Source organism: Streptomyces sp. NPDC044044 (assembly GCF_056434405.1).
The window spans coordinates 301,526-321,103 of record NZ_JBWKFG010000003.1 but is presented as its reverse complement, the minus strand read 5'-3'; the positions used below and the strand labels follow the sequence as shown (position 1 = coordinate 321,103).

The 19,578-nt window shown below is 71.4% G+C and carries 17 protein-coding genes; 9 read left to right on the top strand and 8 right to left on the bottom strand.

Features of this window, described 5'->3' with window-relative positions; genetic code table 11:
* Positions 1 to 3: 3 nt before the first annotated feature.
* The 5 genes from hutH to AC07AG_RS12365 form a co-directional block, all read right to left on the bottom strand.
* On the bottom strand, positions 4 to 1,542 hold the full coding sequence (hutH, locus tag AC07AG_RS12385; protein ID WP_249592872.1) for a histidine ammonia-lyase: 1,539 nt from the start codon (positions 1,540 to 1,542) through the stop codon (positions 4 to 6).
* A 142-nt stretch (positions 1,543 to 1,684) separates the two neighbouring features.
* Positions 1,685 to 2,881: a GGDEF domain-containing protein gene (locus AC07AG_RS12380; protein ID WP_478754429.1), complete on the bottom strand. Its 1,197-nt coding sequence runs from the start codon at positions 2,879 to 2,881 to the stop codon at positions 1,685 to 1,687.
* Between the two features lie 73 nt (positions 2,882 to 2,954).
* Entirely contained in the window at positions 2,955 to 3,752 is a 798-nt protein-coding gene (locus AC07AG_RS12375) for an enoyl-CoA hydratase/isomerase family protein (RefSeq protein ID WP_478754428.1), read from the bottom strand.
* A gap of 122 nt (positions 3,753 to 3,874) precedes the next feature.
* Complete coding sequence (locus AC07AG_RS12370; RefSeq protein ID WP_478754426.1) at positions 3,875 to 5,047, bottom strand: adenylate/guanylate cyclase domain-containing protein; 1,173 nt, start codon at positions 5,045 to 5,047, stop codon at positions 3,875 to 3,877.
* Between the two features lie 620 nt (positions 5,048 to 5,667).
* On the bottom strand, positions 5,668 to 6,603 hold the full coding sequence (locus AC07AG_RS12365; RefSeq protein ID WP_478754424.1) for a biotin--[acetyl-CoA-carboxylase] ligase: 936 nt from the start codon (positions 6,601 to 6,603) through the stop codon (positions 5,668 to 5,670).
* A gap of 148 nt (positions 6,604 to 6,751) precedes the next feature.
* Between AC07AG_RS12365 and AC07AG_RS12360 the strand changes: the two genes are divergently transcribed.
* From AC07AG_RS12360 to AC07AG_RS12345, 4 genes are all read left to right on the top strand, one after another.
* Positions 6,752 to 8,416: an acyl-CoA carboxylase subunit beta gene (locus tag AC07AG_RS12360; RefSeq protein WP_478754422.1), complete on the top strand. Its 1,665-nt coding sequence runs from the start codon at positions 6,752 to 6,754 to the stop codon at positions 8,414 to 8,416.
* Positions 8,417 to 8,442: 26 nt separating this feature from the next.
* Positions 8,443 to 8,649 carry an acyl-CoA carboxylase subunit epsilon gene (locus tag AC07AG_RS12355; protein WP_190085224.1) on the top strand — a complete coding sequence of 69 codons (207 nt, stop codon included), beginning with the start codon at positions 8,443 to 8,445 and terminating at the stop codon, positions 8,647 to 8,649.
* Between the two features lie 94 nt (positions 8,650 to 8,743).
* Entirely contained in the window at positions 8,744 to 8,872 is a 129-nt protein-coding gene (mmpB, locus tag AC07AG_RS12350; RefSeq protein ID WP_361055230.1) for a morphogenic membrane protein MmpB, read from the top strand.
* Between the two features lie 61 nt (positions 8,873 to 8,933).
* Positions 8,934 to 9,551: a nucleoside triphosphate pyrophosphatase gene (locus AC07AG_RS12345; RefSeq protein WP_478754419.1), complete on the top strand. Its 618-nt coding sequence runs from the start codon at positions 8,934 to 8,936 to the stop codon at positions 9,549 to 9,551.
* A gap of 77 nt (positions 9,552 to 9,628) precedes the next feature.
* On the opposite strand, the gene AC07AG_RS12340 is transcribed toward AC07AG_RS12345, so the two are convergent.
* On the bottom strand, positions 9,629 to 10,105 hold the full coding sequence (locus AC07AG_RS12340; RefSeq protein WP_478754417.1) for a hypothetical protein: 477 nt from the start codon (positions 10,103 to 10,105) through the stop codon (positions 9,629 to 9,631).
* 349 nt (positions 10,106 to 10,454) lie between these two features.
* Here AC07AG_RS12340 and AC07AG_RS12335 point away from each other — a divergent pair, with 349 nt between their 5' ends.
* Positions 10,455 to 12,227 carry an acetyl/propionyl/methylcrotonyl-CoA carboxylase subunit alpha gene (locus tag AC07AG_RS12335; protein ID WP_478754415.1) on the top strand — a complete coding sequence of 591 codons (1,773 nt, stop codon included), beginning with the start codon at positions 10,455 to 10,457 and terminating at the stop codon, positions 12,225 to 12,227.
* Between the two features lie 162 nt (positions 12,228 to 12,389).
* Positions 12,390 to 13,025 (top strand): TetR/AcrR family transcriptional regulator, encoded by a 636-nt coding sequence (locus AC07AG_RS12330; RefSeq protein ID WP_478754414.1) that lies wholly within the window; start codon positions 12,390 to 12,392, stop codon positions 13,023 to 13,025.
* Here AC07AG_RS12330 and AC07AG_RS12325 read toward each other — a convergent pair.
* Positions 13,011 to 13,988, bottom strand: a complete 978-nt coding sequence (locus tag AC07AG_RS12325; protein WP_283779091.1) for a DeoR/GlpR family DNA-binding transcription regulator — start codon at positions 13,986 to 13,988, stop codon at positions 13,011 to 13,013. The two genes, AC07AG_RS12330 and AC07AG_RS12325, sit on opposite strands and share 15 nt — an antisense overlap.
* A gap of 219 nt (positions 13,989 to 14,207) precedes the next feature.
* Positions 14,208 to 15,656, bottom strand: coding sequence for an NAD(P)H-quinone dehydrogenase (locus AC07AG_RS12320; RefSeq protein ID WP_383334092.1), 1,449 nt, complete (start codon positions 15,654 to 15,656; stop codon positions 14,208 to 14,210).
* 118 nt (positions 15,657 to 15,774) lie between these two features.
* On the opposite strand from AC07AG_RS12320, the gene AC07AG_RS12315 reads away from it, so the two are divergent.
* From AC07AG_RS12315 to AC07AG_RS12305, 3 genes are all read left to right on the top strand, one after another.
* Positions 15,775 to 16,212, top strand: a complete 438-nt coding sequence (locus AC07AG_RS12315; protein ID WP_344523525.1) for a gamma-glutamylcyclotransferase family protein — start codon at positions 15,775 to 15,777, stop codon at positions 16,210 to 16,212.
* Between the two features lie 200 nt (positions 16,213 to 16,412).
* Positions 16,413 to 17,237 (top strand): purine-nucleoside phosphorylase, encoded by an 825-nt coding sequence (locus AC07AG_RS12310; RefSeq protein WP_249588136.1) that lies wholly within the window; start codon positions 16,413 to 16,415, stop codon positions 17,235 to 17,237.
* 650 nt (positions 17,238 to 17,887) lie between these two features.
* Positions 17,888 to 19,525: a phospho-sugar mutase gene (locus AC07AG_RS12305; protein ID WP_478754411.1), complete on the top strand. Its 1,638-nt coding sequence runs from the start codon at positions 17,888 to 17,890 to the stop codon at positions 19,523 to 19,525.
* The last annotated feature ends 53 nt before the right edge of the window (positions 19,526 to 19,578 follow it).

Sequence of the window (19,578 nt, the reverse complement as noted above, 5' to 3'; positions counted from 1 at the left end):
CCGCTAGGCCAGCGGACCCGTCACCGGCTCCACCGCGTCGAGCAGCGCGCCGGAGCGCACGAACGCGTCGGCCGCCGCCAGGTCGGGCGCGAGGAAGCGGTCCGGGCCCGGACCCTCGACACCCGCCTTGCGGATCGCCTCGATGACCGCCTGGGTCGCCGGGGCCGGCGTGAGGCCCTCACGGAGTTCGACCGCGCGCGTCGCCGCGTACAGCTCGATCGCGACGATGCGGGTCAGGTTGTCGACCGCCGTGCGGAGCTTGCGGGCCGCCGACCAGCCCATCGACACGTGGTCCTCCTGCATCGCGGAGGACGGGATCGAGTCGGCCGACGACGGCACCGCGAGCCGCTTCATCTCGTGGACGAGGGCCGCCTGCGTGTACTGGGCGATCATGAGGCCCGAGTCCACGCCCGCGTCGTCCGCGAGGAACGGCGGCAGGCCGTGCGAGCGGTTCTTGTCGAGCAGCCGGTCCGTGCGGCGCTCGGTGATCGAGCCGAGGTCCGCGGCGGCGATCGCGAGGAAGTCGAGGACGTACGCGACGGGCGCCCCGTGGAAGTTGCCGTTCGACTCGACGCGGCCGTCGGGCAGGACCACCGGGTTGTCGACGGCGGCGGCGAGCTCGCGCTCGGCGACCAGGCGCGCGTGCGCCATCGTGTCGCGCCCCGCGCCCGCCACCTGCGGCGCGCACCGCACCGAGTACGCGTCCTGCACGCGCGGCGCGTCGTCCTGGTGGTGTCCTGTCAGGCCCGAACCGGCGAGGACCGCGAGCATGTTGGCGGCCGACGCCCCCTGGCCCGGGTGCGGCCGGATGGCGTGCAGCTCGGGGGCGAGGACCTTGGCGGTGCCGAGGAGCGCCTCGAGCGTGAGGGCCGCGGTGATGTCGGCGGACTTGTAAAGGGCGTCGAGGTCGGCGAGGGCCATGACCAGCATGCCGAGCATGCCGTCGGTGCCGTTCAGGAGGGCCAGGCCCTCCTTCTCGCGCAGCTCGACCGGCGTGATGCCGTGCGCGGCGAGCAGCTCGCCCGCCGGCTTCAGCTCGCCGTCCGGGCCCTCGGCGTCGCCCTCGCCCATGAGCGTCAGCGCGCAGTGGCTGAGCGGCGCGAGGTCGCCGGAGCAGCCGAGCGAGCCGTACTCGTGGACGACGGGCGTGATCCCCGCGTTGAGTACGTCGGCCATGGTCTGCGCGACCTCGGGGCGCACGCCGGTACGGCCGGAGCAGACCGTCTTCAGGCGCAGGAACATCAGCGCGCGCACGACCTCGCGCTCCACGCGCGGGCCCATCCCGGCCGCGTGCGAGCGGACGATGTTGCGCTGCAGCTGGGCGCGGAGGTCCGGGCCGATGTGCCGGGTGGCGAGGGCGCCGAAGCCGGTCGACACGCCGTAGACCGGCTCGGGCTTGGCCGCGAGGGCGTCGACGATCTCGCGGGATGCGGCGAGGGCGGTCACGGCTTCGGCCGAAAGGTCGATGCGGGCGTTGCCGCGCGCGACGGCGATGACGTCCGCCGCGGTTGTCCCGGACGTCCCCAGGACCACGGTGTGCATATCCATATTCAGCAGCGTACGGACTGAATCGCCAGGTGTCACGGGTGGATACGTACTGAGCCACTTACTCAGGGGTCGATACCGCACCCCCCAAGGGGCGCGGGGAACTGCGCGACCAGCCCTCACCCGGCCCGCGGGCTCATCACCGAGCCCCGCGCCCGCCTTCCCTGGGGGCCCGCGGCTCCGGCTCACGCCCACGGAAGCGGCGCCTCTCCCCCGCCGGGCGCGACCCCTCCGAGTTCGCGAGCCGCACCACCGGGTCGTCCGCACCCTCGCGCCCCGCGACGACAGGCTTCGGCGCGCGGGCCGCCTTCGCGCGGTACTGGGCCGCGTCCGCGAGGCGGAACAGGCGGCGGGCCGAGCGGACCTCGCCGATCGGGTCCTCCGTGGAGGCGACCCCGCACGCGACGCCGTCCCCCAGCTCCAACTCGAAGGCCCGAAGGCACAGTTCATCGGCGACCCGCACCACCTCATCGGCCGCCGGCCCCACCGAGAGCAGGCAGAACTCGTCGCCGCCGAGCCGCGCCGCCAGCGTCCCCGGCAGCATCGCCCCGCACAGGGAGAGCACCGAGCCGAAGCGTTCGAGGAGGCGGTCGCCGACCGCGTGCCCCTGGGTGTCGTTGACCCACTTGAGCCCGTTCACGTCACACACGACGAGGCTCACCACGGTCCCGTCCGCGCGGTGCCGCTCCACCGCCTCTTCGAGCCGCAGGTCGACCGCGCGCCGGTTGGCGAGACCCGTCAGCGAGTCGGTGAAGGCAAGACGGCGGGCCTCCTCGAGCCGTTCGGTCTGCGCGATGCCCGCCGCGACGACCGAGGCGAGCACCGTGGCGAAGTCCGCGTCCTCACGGCCGAAGACCGGCGCCCCCACCGGGCGCGCCACATACAGCTCGCCCCACGCCCGCCCGTGCAGCACGATCGGCGCGACCACGCAGCAGCCGCGCCCGCGCCTGCGCAGGGCGGCGACGCGCTGGTGGCAGTAGCCCGGGGCGGGGACCTTCGACGTATCCATCGGTCCCCGCGCCGTCTCGACCCAGGCGTGCGGCTCGCCGCCGCCCGCCCAGCGCTCGTGCAGGAACTCGGTGATCTCCGGGAACTCGTTCACCGGATACGCCTCGCGCTCCGGGAACTCTTCCTCCCCCTCGGCCCGTTCACCCACGTTCACGAGCACCCTCAGCCGCCCGAGGTCGCGCTCCCAGACCGACAGAGCCGCGAAATTCCCCGCCAGCGCACGGCACGCGCCGCGCGCGGCGGCCCGCCAGGACTCACGCGGAGTGTGCGCGGCGGCCATCCCCTGCGCCAGCACGACCACGGCCCGCAGCCGGAGATCCTCTCCCATCTCCCTAGGCTAGGAGATTTGCGACATTTTGGGCGATCGGAACATTACGCAGAGTGGGGGCGGCCTGAATCATTCACTCCCCGGGCCAGTTCGGCTTCCGCTTCTCGTTGAACGCGGCGACGCCCTCCGCCCGGTCCCCGGAGAAGGCGACCGAGCGCCAGGCCGCGTCCTCGACCTCAAGCCCGGCCCGCAGGTCGAGGCCGTGCCCCAGCCGCAGGGCGCGCTTGGCGGCGCGCAGTCCGACGGGCGAGTTGGCGGCGATCCGCGCGGCGAGCGCGAGCGCTTCCGTACGGTCCTCGCCCTCGCCCACGAGGTGATCCACGAGCCCCAACTCCCGCGCCTCCGCGGCCTCCACGCGCCGCGCGGTGAAGATCAGCTCGGCGGCTCCGGCCGCGCCCACGCGGCGCGGGAGCAGCTGCGTACCGCCGCCGCCCGGGATCACGCCGACGGACACCTCGGGGAGTCCGACCACGGCGGTCGGGTCGGCCACGATGAGATCGCAGGCGAGCGCGAGCTCGAACCCGCCGCCGAGCGCGAAGCCGTGCAGGGCCGCGACGGTCGGCATGGGCAGTTCGAGTACGCCGGTGTAGGCGGCCCGTGCCGTGGGCCGCTGGCGCACCAACTCGGCGTCGGAGAAGGAGTTGCGCTCCTTCAGGTCGGCGCCGACGCAGAAGGCGCGCTCATGGGTGGAGGTGACGACCACGACGCGGGCGTCACGGTCCTGCGCGAGGGCGGCGCAGGCGGAGCCGATGGAGCGTGCCATGTCCGTGGACACGGCATTCATGGCCTTGGGCCGGTCAAGGACGAGCTCGGCGACATAGCCGTGCCGCCTGACGCCGACGAATTCCCCGAAGCGCTGCTCGTCGCCCATTGCTTCCTCCGCATCTGGTTAACGCCCGTTACCGGGCCACCCTGCGGATCATGCCACCGCCACGCGGCAATCGGGCGGGCAGGCGGGAAAATTCCGCCGCGAACCAGCGGTCGAGCGGGGAATCAGCCGCGCCGGGCCAGCAGCCAGGGCTCGACGACACCAAGGCCTCGCACGGGCCGCTGCCACATCGGCTGCAGGGCAAAGCGGTAGGAGGGCGGCTCCGAGCCCTCCTTCTCCGCGACCTCGGCGGCCTCCGCCGCTTCCGTCTCGGAGGCGGGCGCCTCCCCGGTCCGCGTCAGCTCCTCGGCGAGCGCGCCGTCCACAAGGACCGCGTCCCGAGGCGCTATCGAGGTGAGGCGGCTCGCGAGATTCACCGTCGTACCGAAAACGTCGCCCATCCGCGTCGTGACCGTGCCGAAGGCGATGCCGACCCGCAGCTCGGGCATCGTCTCGTCGTTCGCCATGGTCTCGATCAGCCGCAGGGCGATCTCGGCGGCCACGCCCGCGTCGTCGGCGGCGTACAGCACTTCATCGCCGAGCGTCTTGATGAGCCGCCCGCCGTGCGCCGCGACAAGGTCCGCGGCCGTGGTCTCGAAGGCCTCGACGAGCTCGCCGAGTTCTTCCTCCTCCATGCGCCGGGTGAGCCGCGTGAAGCCGACGAGATCGGCGAACCCGACGGCGAGCCGCCGGTCGACCATTTCCTCGTCGTCGGCGGCCTGCACGACCCGCCCGGTGGCGGCGGCGAGCTGCCGCCGCCACACATAGACAAGAAACTCTTCGAGCTCGGGCAGCAGAAGCTCTATCAACGGATAGGTCACTTCGGTACGTGTCATGCCCGGCTCGGGCGGCTCCGTCAGACCCTCCAGGAAGGAGTCGATCTGCCATTCGGCCAGGCGGGCGGTGGTCTGCCCGGTCGACCGGGCCACCTGCACCGCCATCGCCTCGCTGAGCAGCCCCGCCTCGACGAGACCGGCGAGGCGGCGCAGGGCGAGTACGTCCGCCTCGGTCAGGGCCTTGGCCTGGCCGATGTCGGGAAAGCCCATGGCCCGCCAGAAGCGGGAGGCCAGCTCCATGGAGACGCCGGCGCTGCGGGCCGCCTGGAACGGGGTGTAGCGGCGGTCCGCGCCGAGGATCAGCCCTTCAAGACGCAGGGCAAGGGGGTCCTTCTCCGGATCCCCCGGCTTCTCGTCCCCGGAGTCCATCGAGTCGAACGTATGGGTGACGGACCCAGCGGTACGTCCGGGCTCGCCGTCGGGGGATGCACCCGTGCCGGAGCCCGTGTCGTCGACGGTCACGCCTGCTGCCCTTCCGATCTGCCGCGGTCAGGTATCGACCGGCGCCAACTTTACGGCAGGTGTGCCGCAGCTCACGCCTTTCCTGGCGGGGCGCCTTGGACTGTGGCTCCCCGCAGCCACGCCGACGAACACACTTTCCCGACCCACCCGCCCGTTTGCCCCGCATCCTCACCTGAACGAACAAGCTTTCCCGCCACCCACCCGATTGCCCCGAGGCGCCAGGAACAAGAAGAGAGCCACGCACCCGCACCCGGGAGCGCACGCGAGGGGACGGGCCCCGCACCCAAGGCAGACCAGCCCCGCAGCGCAAGTGCACCCGCAGTCGGCGACGCACGCGAGGGGACGTGGCGGTATGTCCGCCCGGAGCACGGCTCCCAACACTCCAGCACCGAAGCAACCCCACGGCCACCGGACGATAGCGAGGACGGACATACCGGCACGGCCCCGCACCCACACACGGACCGCACCGCGCACCGCACGCACCCGCAGTCGGGAGCGCACGCGACGGGACATACCGGTATGTCCGCCCGGAGCACGGCTCCCAACACTCCGGAGCCGAAGCGCAGCACGCACACACCCGCACCCGCACCCGAGGGAACGCCCCCACACGGCGCAGCCCCCTACGCCCCCCGCAAATGCACGACATCCCCCGCCCCCACAGGCTCCTGAACCCCCTCCCCCGTAGCCAGCACAAGCCGCCCATCGCCGTCGACCGCCACCGCCTCCCCCGTGATCGACCGATCACCCGGCAGCTCCGCCCGGACCTTGCGGCCGAGCGTCGCGCAGCCCGCCGCGTACGTCTCCTGGAGGCGGGACGCCACCGGATCGCCCTCCGCCGCGCGCCAGTCCCCGTACCACTGCTCCAGCGAACGCAGCACCGCCCGCAACACCGTGTCCCGGTCAGTGCTCACCGCCCCGGCCAGCGCCAGCGACCCCGCCCCGGGCACCGGCAGCTCATCCGCCCGCAGGGTCACGTTGATCCCGATGCCGACGACCACGCCTCCCCCGTCCACCGAGCCCGCTCGCTCGGCCAGGATTCCCCCCGCCTTGCGCTCCTCTCCCTCCACCGTCACCAGCAGGTCGTTCGGCCACTTCAGTGCCGTGTCCACCCCCGCCGCCCGCGAAAGCCCCGTCGCGACGGCGACCCCGGTGAGCAGCGGCAGCCACCCCCACCGCTCCACCGGAACCGCCGCACCCGGCTTCAGGAGTACGGAGAAGAAGAGCCCCGAGCGAGCGGGAGCCGACCAGCGGCGGTCGAGGCGCCCGCGCCCCGAGCTCTGCTCCTCGGCGACAAGGACCGCACCCTCGGGCAGCTCGTCCGCACGCGCGGCCAGATCCGTGTTGGTCGACCCCGTCGCGGGCACCACGTCCAGAGAGGTCCACAGACCCCCGTCCCGCACCAGCGCACGCCGCAGCGACGCGGCGTTCAGCGGCGGCCTGTCGAGGTCGGACCAACGGCTGCCCCCGGGGGCATCGGAAGGGGCATCGGAAGGGAGGTCCGAAGGGACGTCCGAAGGGAGGTCGGACGAGTCGTCTGAAGCATCTCGCGGCGTCATGCAAGCCACCTTAGGTGTGGTAAACGCCGCACTGCCGATCCGTATCGGCGCCGATACCCTACGAGTCAGTAGCAAGCGGGTCACCAGCAGTCGCGAGCCGCCGCAAGCCGCCAGTCGCCCCTTTGAGCAGGCAGGGAGCCGCATCCCTATGTCCGAGCCGGAAGAGCCCAACGTGCCCGTGCCAAGCGCCGCAAGCGATACCGAGAACACCACCGAGGGCCACGGCCCCACCCCCGGTATCGACATCCATACGACTGCGGGAAAGCTGGCTGATCTGCAGCGCCGCATCGAGGAGGCCAAGCACGCCGGTTCGGCTCGCGCGGTCGAGAAGCAGCACGCCAAGGGCAAGTTGACGGCGCGCGAACGCATCGACCTGCTCCTGGACGAGCACTCGTTCGTCGAGTTCGACGAGTTCGCCCAGCACCGCTCGACCGACTTCGGCCTGGAGGCCAACCGCCCTTACGGCGACGGAGTCGTGACCGGTTACGGCACCGTCGACGGCCGCCCCGTGGCCGTCTTCTCCCAGGACTTCACCGTCTTCGGCGGCGCCCTGGGCGAGGTCTTCGGCCAGAAGATCGTCAAGGTCATGGACTTCGCCCTGAAGACCGGCTGCCCGGTCGTCGGCATCAACGACTCCGGCGGCGCCCGCATCCAGGAGGGCGTCATGGCCCTCGGGATGTACGGAGAGATCTTCCGCCGCAACACGCATGCATCCGGCGTGATCCCGCAGATCAGTCTGGTCGTCGGGCCGTGCGCAGGCGGCGCCGTCTACTCCCCGGCCATCACCGACTTCACGGTCATGGTCGACCAGACCTCGCACATGTTCATCACCGGGCCCGACGTCATCAAGACGGTCACCGGCGAGGACGTCGGCTTCGAGGAGCTCGGCGGCGCCCGCACCCACAACTCCACATCAGGTGTGGCCCACCACATGGCGGGCGACGAGAAGGACGCGATCGAGTACGTCAAGTCCCTGCTCTCCTACCTGCCTTCGAACAACCTCAGCGAGCCGCCCGCCTTCCCCGAGGACGCGGACCTGGAGCTGACGGACGAGGACCGCGAGCTCGACACCCTCATCCCGGACAGCGCGAACCAGCCGTACGACATGCACACGGTGATCGAACACGTCCTGGACGACGCCGAGTTCTTCGAGACGCAGCCGCTGTTCGCGCCGAACATCCTCACCGGCTTCGGCCGCATCGAGGGCCGCCCGGTGGGCATCGTCGCCAACCAGCCGACGCAGTTCGCCGGCTGCCTGAACATCGACGCCTCCGAGAAGGGCGCCCGCTTCGTCCGCACCTGCGACGCGTTCAACGTCCCGGTCATCACCTTCGTCGACGTGCCGGGCTTCCTGCCGGGCGTCGAGCAGGAGCACACGGGCATCATCCGCCGCGGCGCGAAGCTGATCTACGCCTACGCGGAGGCGACGGTCCCGCTGATCACCGTCATCACCCGCAAGGCGTTCGGCGGCGCGTACGACGTCATGGGCTCCAAGCACCTGGGCGCCGACCTCAACCTGGCCTGGCCGACCGCGCAGATCGCGGTGATGGGCGCGCAGGGCGCGGTGAACATCCTGCACCGCAAGACCATCGCCGCGGCCGAGGCCTCGGGTGACGTGGAGGCGACCCGTGCCCGCCTGATCCAGGAGTACGAGGACCGGCTGCTCAACCCGTACACGGCCGCCGAGCGCGGCTACATCGACACCGTGATCATGCCCTCGGAGACCCGCTCCCACCTGGTGCGCGGCCTGCGTCAGCTGCGTACGAAGCGGGAGTCCCTGCCCCCGAAGAAGCACGGCAACATCCCCCTGTAGACCGTGCCCCAGTGAGGAGACCGTTCATGATCAAGGTCGTACGGGGCAATCCCACCCCGGAGGAGCTGGCCGCCGCACTCGCGGTGGTCCAGGCGCGCGCCGCGGCGGTCGCGAACCAGCCGTCCGGCGCGCCCGCGGCGCTCGACGCCTGGGCGGACCCCGCGCGCGTGGCCCGCGACCGGCTGCCCGCACCGGGGCCGACGGCGTGGGGCCGCACGTACTGGCCCGGGTAGCCGGGCGGGTGACACCAGAATGAGTGGGACGGGCCGGGGCGCCTGAGTACGCGTACTCAGGCGCCCCGCCGTCACCGCGCGCAGTATCGGATTCATGCTGTGGTCGGATCCGGAGGACAGCCCTCCCAAGGACATGCGGGACATGCAGGCGAAGATGCGCCGTGCGGGTCTCGTCCTTGCCCTGGCGATGGTCGTGGCGATGTTCGTCCTGGGCATCCACTGAGACATCGGCCGAGACCCCGCTGCCCGCTGAGGCATCCGCCGAGGCTCGCTAACCTGACCGCATGAGTGATCAGCCCCGACAGCCCCGCCGTCTCGTCCTCGCCTCCAAGTCCCCCGCACGGCTCGGCCTCCTGCGCCAGGCAGGCCTCGCCCCCGAGGTGATCGTCAGCGGGGTCGACGAGGACGCGATCTCCGCACCGACGCCCGCCGAGCTCGCGCTCGCCCTCGCCGAGGCCAAGGCATCGGTCGTCTCCGCCCGCCCCGACGCCAAGGGCGCCCTGGTCGTCGGCTGCGACTCGGTCCTCGAACTGGACGGGCAGGCGCTCGGCAAGCCCGCCGACGCCGAGGAGGCCACCGCCCGCTGGAAGTCCATGCGCGGCCGCGCGGGCGTCCTGCAGACCGGCCACTGCGTGTACGACACCGTGGCGGGACGCCATGTCTCGGCGCTCGCCTCGACCGTCGTGCGCTTCGGCGAGCCGTCGGACGAGGAGATCGCCGCGTACGTGGCCAGCGGCGAACCCCTGCACGTGGCGGGCGCGTTCACGCTCGACGGCCGCTCGGCACCCTTCGTCGACTCGATCGAGGGCGACCACGGCAACGTCATCGGCCTCTCGCTGCCGCTGCTCCGCCGCCTCCTCGCCGAACTGGGCGTCGGCATCACGGAGTTGTGGGCGGAGTAACCCGGCAGGACGGCGCCCCCAGCAGCCTCAGCGGCCTCAAGGGGCACCAAGGGGCGCCAAGTAGGCCCCAGGACGGCTCAGGCGGGCTGTGGGGCGCCGTTCTCCGGCGTGCCGCCGCCCGCTGCCCCGCTGCTCGCGCGCGGCTCGTCGGCGACCTCCTCGGGCTTCTTGTCGTACGCCACCAGCGTCAGCACGATCAGGCCGAGCACCACCATCATGAAGACGAACGCGGGCCAGCCCACCAGGCCCACCGAGAACGCCCCGAGCAGTCCGTGCACCACGGCGGCGCTGATCAGCAGCAGCCGTCCGAAGCGGCCCGGCGCGCGGTCGCGTATCGCCGAGCGCGCCATGACGACGCCGCACAGCGCGAGGTAGAGGCCGAAGATGCCGCCCGCGATCCACGTCGACACGGACATCGCGTGCGGGTCGAGCCCGGCGAGCGACATGTCCTGCTTGTTCACGACAAGCCCCAGGAACCAGTTGAGCAACGCGATGCCCACCGCCTCCACCAGGAGCACGATCGCGCCCACCCAGGCCACCGGTCTACGCGCCACGGCGCCCACCCTCTTCCGCTGTTACCGCTAGTACGTCCCAGACATCGCGAACGCTACTAACGGGTAAACCGGGGGACAAGGGCTCTGCCGAAGGCAAAGAATCATTGGGCCATTCGTAGGGACTCCACAAAGAATGGCCCTCTGCCGCAGCACGCTCTCACAGAGACCTTGACCACACCGGCGCGTTAGTCTCACCGGAAGGGACCCTGCGTACCGTGGTGCGACAAGGGATTTCGCGGACGGGCAGGCCCCGGATCACGCTCCGTGTGGGCAAGCTCACCATTGGGGACGGGTCGAAAGGTCGTGTCGGCAGTCCCTAAACTCGGCTTGTTTCAAGGAGGGAGCCATCGTGCGCAAGGTGCTCATCGCCAACCGTGGCGAAATCGCTGTCCGCGTTGCTCGGGCATGCCGGGATGCAGGGATCGCGAGCGTAGCCGTCTACGCAGATCCTGACCGGGATGCTCTGCATGTACGTGCGGCAGATGAGGCGTTCGCGCTGGGCGGTGACACTCCGGCCACCAGCTACCTGGACATTTCCAAGGTGCTGGCCGCGGCCAAGGACGCAGGGGCGGACGCGATCCATCCCGGCTATGGCTTCCTTTCGGAGAACGCCGACTTCGCGCAGGCCGTACTGGACGCGGGCCTGATCTGGATCGGCCCGCCCCCGCAGGCCATCCGCGACCTGGGTGACAAGGTCGCGGCCCGGCACATCGCGCAGCGCGCGGGTGCCCCGCTGGTGGCCGGCACGCCGGACCCGGTCAGCGGATCCGACGAGGTGGTGGCCTTCGCCGAGGAGCACGGCCTGCCCATCGCGATCAAGGCCGCCTTCGGTGGCGGCGGACGCGGTCTGAAGGTGGCCCGGACCCTCGAAGAGGTCCCCGAGCTGTACGACTCCGCGGTGCGCGAGGCCGTGGCGGCCTTCGGCCGCGGCGAGTGCTTCGTGGAGCGCTACCTCGACAAGCCCCGGCACGTGGAGACCCAGTGCCTGGCCGACAAGCACGGCAACGTGGTCGTCGTCTCCACCCGTGACTGCTCGCTCCAGCGCCGCCACCAGAAGCTGGTGGAGGAGGCCCCCGCCCCGTTCCTGAGCGAGGCGCAGAACGCCGAGCTGTACGCGGCGTCCAAGGCCATCCTCAAGGAGGCCGGCTACGAGGGCGCGGGCACCGTCGAGTTCCTCGTCGGCGTCGACGGCACGATCTCCTTCCTGGAGGTCAACACCCGTCTGCAGGTCGAGCACCCGGTCACCGAAGAGATCACCGGCATCGACCTGGTCCGCGAGATGTTCCGCATCGCCGACGGCGAGGAACTCGGTTACGGCGACCCGGAGATGCGCGGCCACTCCTTCGAGTTCCGCATCAACGGCGAGGACCCGGGCCGCGGCTTCCTGCCGGCACCCGGCACCGTCACCCTCTTCGCGCCGCCGTCGGGTCCGGGCGTGCGCCTGGACGCGGGCGTGGAGTCCGGCTCCGTGATCGGCCCGGCCTGGGACTCGCTCCTGGCCAAGCTGATCGTGACCGGCGCCACGCGTCAGCAGGCCCTGCAGCGGGCCGCCCGCGCTCTGGAGGAGTTCACCGTGGAGGGCATGGCCACCGCCATCCCCTTCCACCGCGCGGTCGTCAAGGACCCCGCCTTCGCCCCCGAACTCACCGGCTCCGCCGACCCGTTCACGATCCACACGCGGTGGATCGAGACGGAGTTCGTCAACGAGATCCCCGCGTTCGCCGCGGCGGCCGACACGGAGACGGACGAGGAGCCCGGCCGCGAGACGGTCGTCGTCGAGGTGGGCGGCAAGCGCCTGGAGGTCTCGCTCCCCTCCTCGCTGGGCATGACCATCGCCCGCACCGCGGCGGCGGGCGGCGCCCGCCCCAAGCGGCGCGCGGCGAAGAAGTCGGGCCCGGCGGCTTCCGGTGACACCCTCGCATCGCCCATGCAGGGCACGATCGTCAAGATCGCGGTCGAGGAGGGCCAGGAGGTCCAGGAGGGCGACCTGGTCGTCGTCCTGGAGGCCATGAAGATGGAGCAGCCTCTGAACGCGCACCGCTCGGGCACGATCAAGGGCCTCACGGCGGAGGTGGGCGCGAGCCTCACCTCCGGTGCGGTCATCTGCGAGATCAAGGACTGACCGCAGAGCGACACCCATTCGCCGGCCGGGCTGGAGCATCCAGCCCGGCCGGCGAAGTATTCAGCCCGTCCGGCGTTTGAGGACGAACTCGGCGAAGCCGGTGACAGACGGCAAGCACGCTTCGGGCACACTTGAGGCGGCCGTACGCCCAGGGAGGCCGACATGGCAGAGAGCCCGCAAGAGCGCCCCCGCTCGAAGAGAGCCGACGCGCGCCGCAACTACGACCGGCTCCTCGCGGAGGCCCGCGCCGCCTTCGCCGAGCACGGCACGGACGCCTCCCTGGAGGACATCGCCCGCCACGCGAACGTGGGCATCGGCACCCTCTACCGCCACTTCCCCAACCGTCACGCCCTGATGAGCGCCGTCTTCGAAGAGGCGGTGAGCGATCTCCTGGACCGCTCCCGCGCGCTGCTCGAAGATCCGCAGCCCTGCTCGGCCCTGGTGACGTGGCTGCGCGCCATCATCACTCATGCGGGTGAGTACCGCGGGCTCTCCCGCGCCCTCATGTCGGCGTCGCACGACGACAGTTCGGCACTCTCCCGCTGCAGCAAGCCGATGCGCGAGGCGGGTACGGCCCTGCTCGTGCGGGCACAGCAGGCAGGTGCCGTACGCCCCGGTGTCTCGATCGGCGATCTGATGCAGCTGACCAACGCGATCGCGCTGGCCGCCGAAGAGACCCCCGACGAGCCCGAGTTGGCCGACCGCCTGCTGATGCTGACCCTGCGCGGCCTGAAGCCCGAAGGATCGGCACCCGACGCGCCCCGCACGGACCCGGCGACCGGTTCAGCGGCGGCGTAGATCCGCCACCCGCGCGGCCCGCTCCCCGGGCTGCTGCTCCCCGAGCACCGCACTGCGCAACTGCGCACCAGGACCTGCCGCGTGACCGCCGTGGTTACGGCGCTGGCCCGGCAGTGGCACGTCCCGGCGCGACTGCCGCGCCGGGACGGAATCCACCCCCGAGCCGGAGCCCGAGCTCGCGGTCCCGCCCGCGACCGCGATCTGCACGCCCTGGTCCGCCAGGGCCTGCAGCTCGGTGGCCGCGCGGTCGTCGTGCGTGGGCGGTTCGTCCGTGACCAGGCGGGTGATGACGTCCGTCGGCACCGTCTGGAACATCGTGTCGGTGCCGAGCTTGGTGTGGTCGGCGAGGACCACGACCTCGGCAGCCGCCTGGACGAGCGCGCGGTCCACGCTGGCCGAGAGCATGTTGGACGTGGAGAGCCCGCGTTCGGCGGTCAGACCACTGCCCGACAGGAAGGCGCGTGAGACCCGCAGGCCCTGCAGGGACTGTTCGGCCCCGCTGCCCACGAGGGCGTAGTTGGAACCGCGCAGGGTGCCGCCGGTCATGACGACCTCGACGCGGTTGGCATGGGCCAAGGCCTGTGCCACCAAAAGGGAGTTGGTGACGACGGTCAGACCGGGCACCCGCGCGAGCCGTCGGGCCAGCTCCTGCGTGGTCGTACCCGCCCCGACGACGATGGCTTCGCCTTCTTCGACGAGTCCCGCCGCGAGATCGGCGATGGCCGTCTTCTCGGCGGTCGCGAGATGTGATTTCTGCGGAAAGCCGGACTCCCGCGTGAATCCGCCCGGCAATACCGCACCGCCATGTCTGCGGTCGAGGAGTCCTTCTGCCTCCAGCGCGCGCACGTCCCGCCGTACGGTCACTTCGGAGGTCTGGACGACGCGGGCGAGCTCCCGGAGCGATACAGCTCCGTTGGCCCGCACCATTTCGAGGATCAATTGGCGACGTTCTGCAGCGAACACGAAACTGACAGTAACCCCAACGACCGTCTGCTTTCAGCAGTTTGCGCCGAATTACAGAAGTTGTTCGCACGGTTGGGTGGGAAGTGGTATACGCGCCTACCCACCCCGCCTATGCCGGGCGAATGGGCGACAACAGCCCGTGACCTGCGCGGAGTTGTTACCCCGTACGTCCCGTGCAGAACCCGATCAGTCGGCGTTCAGCCGACGATCGGTCCGCGATCAGGCTTCGCCCGCCGTCTTTCGCGTGTGAAGTTGACGCGCGACCTCGGCGATCGAGCCCGAAAGAGATGGATACACAGTGAACGCATTCGCGATCTGCTCGACCGTCAGATTGTTGTCGACCGCGATCGAGATGGGGTGGATCAGTTCCGAAGCGCGCGGCGCGACGACCACACCGCCCACCACGATGCCCGTACCGGGACGGCAGAAGATCTTGACGAAGCCGTCGCGGATGCCCTGCATCTTCGCGCGCGGGTTGCGCAGGAGCGGCAGCTTGACGACGCGGGCGTCGATCTTGCCGCCGTCGACGTCGGACTGGCTGTAGCCGACGGTCGCGATCTCCGGGTCGGTGAAGACGTTCGACGACACGGTCTTCAGGTTCAGCGGCTGCACCGCGTCGCCCAGGAAGTGGTACATCGCGATGCGGCCCTGCATGGCGGCCACTGAGGCGAGCGCGAAGATCCCAGTCACGTCACCGGCGGCGTACACACCGGGGGCGGAGGTGCGCGAGACCTTGTCGGTCCAGATGTGCCCGGAGTCCTTGAGCTTGACCCCGGCCTCCTCCAGGCCCATGCCGCTGCTGTTCGGGATGGCACCCACGGCCATCAGACAGTGCGTACCGCTGATGACGCGGCCGTCGTCGAGCGTCACCTCGACGCGGTCGCCCACGCGCTTGGCGGAGGCGGCCCGGGAGCGCGACATGACGTTCATGCCACGGCGCCGGAAGACGTCCTCCAGGACGGCGGCGGCGTCCGGGTCCTCGCCGGGCAGCACGCGATCACGGCTCGATACGAGCGTGACGTTCGACCCGAGCGCCTGATAGGCACCGGCGAACTCGGCACCGGTGACACCGGATCCGACCACGATGAGCTCCTCGGGGAGCTCGTCCAGGTCGTACACCTGGGTCCAGTTGAGGATCCGCTCGCCGTCGGGCAGCGCGTCGGGGACCTCGCGCGGGTGCCCGCCGGTGGCGATGAGGACGGCGTCGGCGACGAGGGTCTCCTCGCTCCCGTCGGCCGCGCGCACGACGACCTTGCGCGAGCCGTCCGTGTCCTGCTGGCCCTCCAGACGGCCGCGGCCGCGCAGCACGCGGGCGCCGGCCCGCGTGACGGAGGCGGTGATGTCGTGGGACTGCGCGAGCGCCAGGCGCTTCACACGGCGGTTGACCTTGCCGAGGTCGACGCCGACGACGCGCGCGGGGGTGTCGATGTGCGGGGTGTCGTCCGCGACGATGATGCCGAGCTCCTCGTACGAGGAGTCGAAGCTGGTCATCACCTCGGCCGTGGCGATCAGAGTCTTGGACGGGACGCAGTCGGTGAGCACCGACGCCCCGCCCAGACCGTCGCAGTCGACGACGGTCACCTCCGCGCCGAGCTGGGCGGCAACGAGTGCCGCCTCGTATCCGCCGGGTCCGCCGCCAATGATCACGATCCGAGTCACGTACTCCATTGTCCCGCACGCTTCAAGGTGCTTCGCCCCGGGGGCTCCATCCGAGCCGTTCTCCCTCCAAGAAGGGCACTTCCGTGACCGGAGGGGCGCACGCGTCACCTGCCGTACCCTCGACCACATGTCGCTCTACGCCGCGTACGCCGGCAATCTGGATCCGCGGCTCATGTCACGCCGCGCCCCGCACTCGCCGCTGCGCCAGACCGGCTGGCTGAACGGCTGGCGGCTGACCTTCGGCGGGGAGCACATGGGGTGGGAGGGCGCGCTGGCCACCATCGTCGAGGCGCCGCGCTCCCAGGTCTTCGTGACGCTCTACGACGTCGCGCCCATGGACGAGGACTCCATGGACCGGTGGGAGGGCGTGGGGCTCGACGTCTACCGCCGCATGCGCGTGCGCGTGCACACCCTGGACGGCGAGGAACCCGCCTGGGTGTACGTCCTCAATGGTTACGAGGGCGGCCTGCCGTCGGCGCGCTATCTGGGGGAGCTGGCCGACGCGGCGGAGACCGCGGGGGCGCCGCACGACTATGTGATGGAGCTGCGGAAGCGGCCCTGCTAGGGGCGCTTCTCCTTCTGCTGGGGCTGGGGCGGGGGCTGTGGCTCCGGCTGGGGCACGGGTCGGCTTCGCCTCGAACGGCTCCTCGAACCTCGCCTCGAACCTCTCGTCGAACCTCTCGTCGGAAACGACAAGACAACGATCCGAATCCCGTGAGCATCGTCATCTACGCGCGTAGGGCGTGAGCGGCTACTCTCGTCCGCGTGAACGCTTCAGTTATTCCGGACGACATCCAGGGCGACCCCTACGCCGCCGCCGACGCCGCCGCCGCGCGCCTGCGTGAGCTGACGGGCGCCGAGACCCACGACGTAGCCCTCGTGATGGGCTCCGGCTGGGCGCCGGCCGTCGACGCGCTCGGCGTGCCCGAGGCCGAGTTCCCCGTCACCGAGCTCCCCGGCTTCCCGCCGCCGGCGGTGGAGGGCCACGGAGGCCGCATCCGCTCCTTCCAGGTCGGTGACAAGCGCGCCCTGGTCTTCCTTGGCCGCACCCACTACTACGAGGGCCGTGGCGTCGCCGCCGTCGCGCACGGTGTGCGTACCGCGGTGGCCGCCGGCTGCAAGACGATCGTGCTGACGAACGGCTGCGGCGGTCTGCGCGAGGGCATGCGCCCCGGTCAGCCGGTCCTGATCAGCGATCACCTCAACCTGACGGCCACGTCGCCGATCGTCGGCGCGAACTTCGTGGACCTCACGGACCTGTACTCGCCGCGACTGCGCAGCCTCTGCAAGGAGATCGACCCCTCCCTCGAAGAGGGCGTCTACGCGCAGTTCCCCGGCCCGCACTACGAGACCCCGGCCGAGGTCCGCATGGCCCGCACGATCGGTGCGGACCTGGTGGGCATGTCGACGGTCCTCGAAGCGATCGCCGCACGCGAGGCAGGCGCGGAGGTGCTCGGCATCTCCCTGGTCACGAACCTCGCCGCGGGCATGACGGGCGAGCCGCTGAACCACGAAGAGGTACTCCAGGCGGGCCGCGACAGCGCTACCCGCATGGGCGAGCTGCTGGGCCAGGTCCTGGGCCGTATCTGATTTTTTCGGGCGGGGGCGCCTTTGACTGGCGGGGGCGCCTTGCCTGGCGGGGCGCCTCTGCCGGGTGAGGCGCCTCTGCCGGGTGGGCAGTCTTGGCTGGCGCCTCTGCCGGTGGGTGGTCTTGCCTGGCGGGGGTGTATCTGCCGGGCGGGGTGCCTTGCCGGGCGGAAGGCCCCGCCTAGCGGGGGTGCCCTGCCTGGCGGGGGTGCATCTGCCCGGTGGGGCGCCTTCCTGGGCGGGGTGCCTTGCCTGGCAAGGGCATCTGCCGGGTGGCGTTCCTGCGCGGTGCCTTGGCAGACCGCGGCGATCGTTGCCGCACGGGCTTTCCCGCCCACCCACCCGATTGCCCCGCGGCTTCGAAGCCGTTGCCGCACAAGCTTTCCCGCCCACCCACCCGATTGCCCCGGGGTAATCGGGTGGGTGGGCGGGAAAGATCCGGCGCGAAGCGGCGGGACAGGAAAGCCCCCCACCGAGCCGCACCGACCAGGCCTTCCGGGCCCAGGACAGGCAAGCCCCCCGCAGAACCCGCACGGGACAGAGCAGCTCCGCACGCCGGGTAGCCGTACCCGGTGGACAAGCAAGCCCCCGCACGCCGGGTAGGCGTACCCAGACCCCGCAATAGAACTCCGCACACGAGAGGCTGAAGAAACGTGCCGGACGACTCTGAACTCATCGCGCGGGCCCAGGCCTGGCTGGCCGAGGACCCGGACCCCGACACCCGCGACGAGCTCGCCAAGCTCATCGACAGCGGGGACACCGAAGAGCTGGCCGCCCGCTTCGGCGGCACCCTCCAGTTCGGCACCGCGGGCCTCCGCGGCGAACTCGGCGCGGGCCCCATGCGCATGAACCGCTCCGTAGTCATCCGCGCCGCCGCGGGCCTCGCCGCGTACCTCAAGGCCACGAACCAGACCTCCGGCCCCGTGGTGATCGGCTACGACGCCCGCTACAAGTCCGAGGACTTCGCGCGCGACACGGCGGCCGTCATGACCGGCGCCGGCCTCGACGCCGCGGTGCTCCCCCGCCCCCTCCCCACCCCCGTACTCGCCTTCGCCATAAGGCACCTCGGGGCGGTCGCCGGCGTAGAGGTGACGGCGAGCCACAACCCCCCGCGCGACAACGGCTACAAGGTCTACCTGGGCGACGGCTCCCAGATCGTCCCGCCCGCGGACGCGGAGATCGCGGCGCAGATCGACGCGATCGCCTCGCTCCACGACGTGCCCCGCCCGGAGACCGGCTGGCAGACGCTCGCGGACGACGTCCTGAATGCCTACCTGGCCCGCACGGACGCGGTCCTGGCCCCCGGCTCCCCCCGCACGGCCCGCACCGTCTACACGGCGATGCACGGCGTCGGCAAGGAGACGCTCCTCGCGGCGTTCGAGCGGGCGGGCTTCCCCGCCCCCGCCCTCGTCGCCGAACAGGCGGAGCCCGACCCGGACTTCCCCACGGTCGCGTTCCCCAACCCGGAGGAGCCGGGCGCGATGGACCTCGCCTTCGCGAAGGCCCGCGAGGTGGACCCTGACCTGATCATCGCCAACGACCCGGACGCGGACCGCTGCGCGGCGGCGGTGAAGGAGGGTGCGGACTGGCGCATGCTCCGGGGCGACGAGGTCGGCGCCCTCCTCGCGGCCCACCTCGTACGCCGGGGCGCCCGCGGCACGTTCGCCGAGTCGATCGTCTCCTCCTCCCTCCTGGGCCGGATCGCGGAGAAGGCGGGCCTCCCGTACGAGGAGACCCTGACCGGCTTCAAGTGGATCGCCCGCGTCGACGGCCTGCGCTACGGCTACGAAGAGGCCCTCGGCTACTGCGTGGACCCCGAAGGCGTACGCGACAAGGACGGCATCACGGCGGCGCTCCTGCTCACGGAGCTGGCCTCCGAGCTCAAGGAGCAGCAGCTCACCCTGCTCGACCTCCTGGACGACCTCGCCGTGGAGCACGGCCTGCACGCCACCGACCAGCTGTCGGTCCGCGTGGAGGACCTCTCCCTGATCGCGGACGCGATGCGCCGCCTGCGCGAGCAGCCGCCGACGGCACTCGCGGGCCTCGCGGTGACGAAGGCCGAGGACCTGACGCGGGGCACGGAGAAGCTGCCGCCCACGGACGGTCTGCGCTACACGCTCGACGGGGCCCGCGTCATCGTGCGCCCGAGCGGCACGGAGCCGAAGCTCAAGTGCTACCTGGAGGTGGTGGTCCCGGTGTCGGCCAAGGCCGACCTGCCCGCCGCCCGCGCCAAGGCGACGGACCTCCTCGCGGCGATCAAGCGCGACCTCTCCGTGGCGGCGGGCATCTAGCGGGCACGAACGAGGGCGGGCGGCCCCCGGGCCACCCGTCCGAGTGGTTCCCG